The following is a 6,207-nucleotide window of genomic DNA, read 5'->3' on the forward strand; positions in this document are numbered from 1 at the left end:
CCGGCGACCGCCGCGCCTCGTGCTGCTCGGCGCCCTGCTGCTCCTGCTCGTCCTCGGCGGCGCGGTCCCGGCGTCCGCCCACGCGGCCCTGCGCTCCACCGACCCCGCCGACGGCACCGTCCTCGACTCCGCCCCCCGCCACGTCACCCTGGCCTTCACCGAGTCCGTCGGACTGCTCGACCACTCCGTGCGCGTCCTGGACCCCGGCAACCGACGGGTCCGCACGGGCGGCGCCCAGCACGGCCCCGGCGGCTCCGACACGGTCCGGGTGCCCCTGCCCGCGGGACTGTCCGAGGGCACGTACGTCGTGGCGTGGCGGGTCGTCTCCGCCGACAGCCACCCGGTCTCCGGCGCCTTCACCTTCTCCGTCGGCCGGCCCTCCGCGACCACGGCACCGGTGGACACCGGCCCCGTCGAGGACCCGGTCACCGGCAGCCTCTTCACCGTCGCCCGCTACCTCGCGTACCTGGCCGCGGCCCTGCTCATCGGCACGGCCGCGTTCGTGGCACTGTGCCGGCCGCCCGAGCGGGGCGCGCTGCGGCGGCCCCTGACGGCGGGCTGGTGGACGCTGCTGGCCGCCACGCTCGCCCTGCTGGTGCTGCGCGGCCCCTACGAGACGGGAGCGGGCCCGTCGGCCGCCCTCGACCCCTCCGTCCTCGCCCGCACCCTGACCGGCCGGCCGGGCCTGGCCCTGCTGGCCCGGCTCGCGCTGCTGCTGGTGGCGGCGGCGGTGTGGGCCCGGTGGCTGCGCGGGCGCGGGGCGTGGTCGCGCCCGGCGCTCGCGACGGGCGCCGCGCTCGCCGCGGGCCTGGCGCTGACCTGGGCATCCGCCGAGCACGCGTCGGCCGGGATCCAGGTGCCGGCGGCGATGGCGTCGTCGGTGCTGCACCTGCTGGCCATGGCGGTCTGGCTGGGCGGTCTGACGGCCCTGCTGCGCACGCTGCACCAAGACCGGGTCCCGGCGTCCGTGGCCGCCCGGTTCTCCCGCCTCGCGTTCGCCTGCGTGACCGTCCTCGTCCTCACCGGCGTCTATCAGTCCTGGCGCGGCCTCGGCTCCTGGGACCAGGTCACCGGCACCGCGTACGGCCGTCTGCTGACCGCGAAGCTGGCCGCGGTGGCGCTGTTGCCGGCGGCGGCCGGGCTGTCCCGGCGCGCAACGGCGCCGCTGTCGGCGGCGCGGGCGGAGGCAGCCGTGCCCGAACGGGTCTCCGAGCCGGTGGGCGGCCCGCCGTCGCTGCCCCCGGAGCCCGCCGAGCCCGCGAAGTCCGCCGAGCCCGCGAAGTCCGCGAAGTCCGCCCAGGAGGCCGAGGCGGCCGGCGACGACCACCGTCCCGTCCTGCGCCGCCGCGTGCTGGCCGAGGTCACCGTCGGCCTGGTGGTGCTGGTGATCACCACCGTGCTCACCGGCACCCTGCCCGGCCGCGCCGAGGCCGAGGCGGCCCGAGGGCCCGCGACCACCGCGGGCGGACTGCCGGTGGCGTCGGTCACCACGGTCCCCTTCGACGTCGGCACCCCCGGCGGCCGCGGCAAGGTGCAGATCACCCTCGACCCCGGCCGGGTGGGCGGCAATTCCGTGCAGGCCGTGGTGTACGGCCCCGACGGCGGTATCTCCACCGTCCCCGAACTGCGGATGTCGCTCACGCTGCCCGCGCGCGGGATCGGCCCGGTCGACGCCCGGCTCACCGACCGGGGCGGCTACTGGGGCACCGGTTCCCTCACCCTCCCCCTGGCCGGGACCTGGACGATGAGGGTCACGGTCCGCGTCTCCGACGTCGACCAGGTGACCGTCACCAGGCCGGTCCGCGTCGCCGGCTGACCGGCCGCACCGGCCGCACCGGCCGCACCGGCGCACCGGCCGCACCGACCGGTCCGGCCGGTCAGCCGGCGCCGTCACCCGCCGCCGCGCAGCCGGCGCCGTCACCCGCCGCGCAGGCGGCGGCGGTCCTCCTCGTCCCAGGTGCGGGTGTCGCGCGGCGTGGTGTACGGCTCCTCGTCCGGCGGATGCCCGCCGGCCAGGGCGCGCTGCCGTGCCGCCTCCGCGTCGAACTCCAGGCCCAGCAGGATGGCGAGGTTGCCGATCCACAGCCAGATCAGGAAGACGATCACCCCCGCCATCGTGCCGTACGTCTTGTTGTACGACGCGAAGTTGGCGACGTAGACCCCGAACCCGGCGGAGGCGGCCAGCCAGATCAGCAGGGCCAGGAAGCTGCCCGGCGTGACCCACCGCAGACCGCGCGTCCTGGCGTTCGGCGTCGCCCAGTACAGGATCGCGATCATGATCGTGACCAGCAGGACCAGCACCGGCCACTTCGCGATGGACCAGACGGTCAGCGCCGTGTCGCCGATGCCGAGCGCCCTTCCCGCCTGACGGGCGACGCCGCCGGTGAAGACGACGATCAGCGCGCTGATGACCGCCAGCACCATGAGCGTGACCGTCACCCCGAGCCGCACCGGCAGGATCTTCCACAGCGGGCGGCCCTCGGGGATGTCGTAGACCGCGTTGGCGGTGCGGATGAACGCCGCGACGTACCCGGAGGCGGACCACACCGCCAGGACCAGACCGACGATCGCCATGACCGAACCGAGACCGCCGTTGTCCTGCAACTGGTGGACGGCACGGGTGAGGATGTCCCGCGCCGAGCCGGGCGCGAGCCGGTTGATGCTGTCCAGCACCGCTTCGGAGGCCGACCTGCCGGCCAGACCGAGCAGCGACACCAGCACCAGCAGGGCCGGGAAGAGCGAGAGCACCCCGTAGTACGTCAGCGCGGCCGCGCGGTCGGTCAGCTCGTCGTCCTTGAACTCCTTCAAGGTGCCTTTCAGTGCCGCGCCCCAGCGCTGCTTCGGCAGACCGGCCGGGGTGTCCGGAGCCCGCTCCTCGACCTCCGGGTCCGGGCCGAACGACTCCTCGGAGGTGTCCGCCGCCCGCTCCTCCCCGGACTCCGGGCCGCCTGGACCGGGACGTGCCGTGTCTCGCGTATGCCTGGGTTCGAGCGGTTGATTCATGGGCGCCGGGTGCCCCGAGCCTCCCGCCTCAAGCACCACGCCCACCGGCCGCTCCCGCCCCGCCCCGCCCGCCCGCTCGGCCGGGCGGGGCGGGGCGGGGCGCGAGCGTGAACGCGAGCACGGCAGCACGGCTCCGCCCGGGACCCGGACCGGACCCCTGTGCACCGGTTCACCACGGCATCACTTACTCTTCGCTCACCCGCCACACGCGGCCCCTGCTTCCCACGCACCGGGCACGCCCGGGCACGCACCGGAGACACCGGACGCGCCGGACACACGGGTGGCACCCACTTGCGCTCACTTTCGTTCCGGGGGGTTCGAACCGTGCGTCTGCGCACTCTCCCGGCCGCCGCAGCCCTGGCGGCCCTGTTCGGCTCGGTGGTGCTCGCCGCACCGGCGTCCGCCGACTCCAGCACGTCCATACCGGTCTCGCTGGCGGACGACACCGTCGTGGACGGCGTCCACCAGCGGGTCTTCATCAGCGACAGCTACGACAACCAGATCGTCGTCACCGACTTCACCGGCACGGTCGTCACCAAGTTCACCGGTCTGCCCCAGGTCCTCGACCTGGAACTGAGCCCGGACTCCGGCACCCTGTACGCCGCGGTCCCCGGCGCCGACAAGATCGTCGCCCTCGACACCGAGCAGCTCACGCAGGCGGCCGAGTACCCGACGGGCGACAAGACCGCCCCCTCCCGCATCGCCTACGCCGACGGCAGGCTGTGGTTCGGCTACGGCGACCAGTGGGACTCCGGGCTCGGCGAGGTGGACCTGACCGCCCAGCAGCCCACGGTCACCCTCGACCTGGCGGCCGGCCACGACTTCTCCAGTCCGCCCGAGCTCTACGCCGACCCCGACAACCCGGGCACGCTGCTCGCCCTCGACGCGCACATCAGCTCCGGCCCGATCGTCGTCTACGACATCTCCTCCGGCACCCCGGTGATCCGCGTCTCCGCCGAGAAGGGCGCCTCCTTCCAGGACGCGGCCCTCACCCCGGACGGCCGGAACGTCATCGTCACCGGGCCCGCGCCGCGGACGCTCACCGAGTACCGCCTCTCCGACCTGTCCGCGGTGCGCACCTACCCGATCGCCCTGAACCCGCTGACGGTCAGCGTCGCCCCGGACGGCACGGTCGCGGCCACCGTCCTCGACACCGACGACATCGGCGACACCTACGTCTTCGGCACCGACCCCGCCCAGCCGGCAAGCATCCGCAACCTGTCGCACTCCTGGATGCCGAGCGGAGGGCACACCACCACCTGGTCGGCCGACGGCTCGCAGTTGTTCGTGCTCACCGGGTCCCCGGACGCCATGCGGTTCCAGACCGTCGACGCGCCCCGCAAGTACGCCCCCACCCTGACGGTCGACGCCCCCTCGACGGCCACCCGCGCCGCCTCCCTCACCGTCAAGGGCAAGCTGACCGCGAACCTGGCGCTGCCCGCGGGCACCCCGCTGCAGGTCACCCGCACCGACCTGGACTCGCCGAACGGCAAGTCCCTGGGCACCAAGCCCCTCGGCACGGGCGGCGCGTACTCCTTCACGGACACCCCGCCCGCCGGGGGCAAGGTCACGTACACGGTCACCTACGCCGGTGACGCCACGCACACCGCGGCGACCGCCTCGGACACCGTCAGCGTCTCGCGCGCCACGCCCACCCTGACGCTGAACAACGACGGCAAGGTCTACGACTACGCCAAGTCCGTCACCTTCACGGCGCACCTCGGCACCACGTACAAGAACCGCACCGTCGAGATCTGGGCCAACCCCTACGGCGCCGACAAACCCGACACCCTGGTGAAGTCCGGCACGGTCGACTCCAGCGGCAACCTGTCCGCCACCCTCACCCTGACGCGCAAGACCAAGCTCACGGCGAAGTTCGCGGGCGACGCCCGCTACGCGCCGAAGACGGCGACGAGCACGGTCGGCGCCAAGGTGAAGGTGTCCACCACGCTCGGCGGCTCCTACAAGACGCGGTACGCGTGGAACCACACCTACTACTACTTCCACCAGTCCAAGGACCCGGTCGTCACGACCACGATGACGCCCTACCCGGGCCGCAAGCAGTTGCTGCAGATCCAGATCTACTACGGCGGTGTCTGGCAGAGCACGGCCAAGCAGTACTTCACGCTCGACTCGGCGGGCAGGTCCGTCGTCACGATCACCGGCACCCCGCCCACCGGCTACCGCTACCGGGTCCGCGACTCCTACATCAGCGGCTCCGGCGACAGCGTGAACACCACGACGTACGGCACCTGGAAGTACTTCACCTTCACCAGCTGAGCCCGGGGCGGTCCCCGCGACCCTCCGCCCGACCAAGGCCCCGACCGGCGAACCGGTCGGGGCCTTCGTCCGTACGGCCGCCTTCGCCCGTACGGGCACCGAGGACCGGTGGGCCGGCCGGGTGATCGGGGAGACCGCCGCCGAGGACCGGCCGTGGTCCGTACGGCAGCGGTGGCCCGCCGCCGTACGGACCGCGGCACGCGGCGCCGCGGCCTTCGGGGCAGGCCGGACCGATAACTGTTCCCTTGTTTGCGCTGCTATAACTCCCGCTTTCGGCGTGCGCGAGTTCTCGGGAATTCGCCAGCCATCTGGCGCATGATCGAAGTGCGGCCGACGACGTACGCCCGGACGATGGCGATGAAGGGCGGAGCGCCCGGCCGGTAAAAGGCCGGGCACTCCGCTGAACATGCGTCGAAGAAAGAGGGAACCATGACGGCAACGACGGAGACTCCCACTCGTGAAAAGGCCGAGGCCGGCCAGGAAGAGTTCGGCGAGGAATCCGCCTTCGGCCCGCTCCTGCTGGCAGCGATGCTGGCCCGCCGTGAGGACCGCGGTGAGGAGCAGATCATCGAGCACCCGCTGCTGCTGGCCGCGCTGATGCGCCGGCGTGAGGAGCGGGGCGGCGAGTCCATCATCCAGCACCCGCTGCTGCTCGCCGCGCTCATGCGCCGTCGTGAGGAGCGCGGGGGCGAGGAGTCGATCATCCAGCACCCGCTGCTGCTCGCGGCGCTGATGCGCCGTCGTGAGGAGCGGGGCGGCGAGTCGATCATCCAGAACCCGCTGCTGCTCGCGGCGCTGATGCGCCGTCGTGAGGAGCGCGGGGGCGAGGAGTCGATCATCCAGCACCCGCTGCTGCTCGCGGCGCTGATGCGCCGTCGTGAGGAGCGGGGCGGCGAGTCGATCATCCAGAACCCGCTGCTGCTG

At 73.3% G+C, this 6,207-nt stretch carries 3 protein-coding genes; 2 read left to right on the forward strand and 1 reads right to left on the reverse strand.

Features of this window, described 5'->3' with window-relative positions:
• Positions 1-19 precede the first annotated feature (19 nt).
• Entirely contained in the window at positions 20-1,816 is a 1,797-nt protein-coding gene (locus VKA29_RS35790) for a copper resistance CopC/CopD family protein (RefSeq protein ID WP_324790249.1), read from the forward strand.
• Between the two features lie 101 nt (positions 1,817-1,917).
• On the opposite strand, the gene VKA29_RS35795 is transcribed toward VKA29_RS35790, so the two are convergent.
• Positions 1,918-3,003 carry a YihY/virulence factor BrkB family protein gene (locus VKA29_RS35795; protein ID WP_324790214.1) on the reverse strand — a complete coding sequence of 362 codons (1,086 nt, stop codon included), beginning with the start codon at positions 3,001-3,003 and terminating at the stop codon, positions 1,918-1,920.
• A gap of 324 nt (positions 3,004-3,327) precedes the next feature.
• On the opposite strand from VKA29_RS35795, the gene VKA29_RS35800 reads away from it, so the two are divergent.
• A complete protein-coding gene (locus VKA29_RS35800; protein WP_324790215.1) occupies positions 3,328-5,283 on the forward strand; it encodes an Ig-like domain repeat protein in 1,956 nt (651 codons plus the stop codon).
• Positions 5,284-6,207: the final 924 nt, after the last annotated feature.

This window comes from Streptomyces sp. H51, assembly GCF_035656535.1.
GTDB lineage: Bacteria > Actinomycetota > Actinomycetes > Streptomycetales > Streptomycetaceae > Streptomyces.

Bases quoted from the DNA above. Each gene is read 5' to 3' on its own strand.
- VKA29_RS35795 (WP_324790214.1), bottom strand. From the start codon at position 3,003: ATGAATCAACCGCTCGAACCCAGGCATACGCGAGACACGGCACGTCCC.